2 protein-coding genes are annotated in these 415 nt (G+C 53.3%); both read left to right on the forward strand.

Features of this window, described 5'->3' with window-relative positions; all coding sequences use genetic code 11:
* Positions 1-184: NapC/NirT family cytochrome c (locus SB756_RS28220; RefSeq protein WP_410912789.1), on the forward strand; the 184-nt coding region annotated here is incomplete at its 5' end.
* Between the two features lie 18 nt (positions 185-202).
* Positions 203-415: ATP-binding cassette domain-containing protein (locus SB756_RS28225; RefSeq protein ID WP_191637366.1), on the forward strand; the 213-nt coding region annotated here is incomplete at its 3' end.

The raw sequence follows: 415 nt of genomic DNA on the forward strand, positions 1-415 counted from the left end.
GGACAATAACTCGCAGGAGTGCCGTAACTGTCACAACTTCGAGTATATGGATACAACCGCCCAGAAATCGGTTGCCGCGAAGATGCATGACCAGGCGGTGAAAGATGGGCAAACCTGTATTGATTGCCATAAAGGGATAGCGCACAAGCTGCCCGATATGCGTGAAGTCGAGCCAGGTTTTTAACAGGGTTATTGCGTGGGTATGCTTGAAGCCAGAGAGTTACTTTGTGAGCGGGATGAACGAACCTTATTTAGTGGCTTGTCATTTACGCTGAACGCAGGAGAGTGGGTACAAATCACCGGTAGCAACGGCGCGGGGAAGACAACGCTTCTCCGTTTGCTGACGGGGTTGTCTCGCCCTGACGCAGGCGAGGTTCTCTGGCAAGGGCAGCCCTTGCATCAGGTACGCGACAGC

The organism is Pseudomonas sp. SIMBA_068 (assembly GCF_046534705.1).
Classification (GTDB): Bacteria; Pseudomonadota; Gammaproteobacteria; order Pseudomonadales; family Pseudomonadaceae; genus Aquipseudomonas; species Aquipseudomonas putida.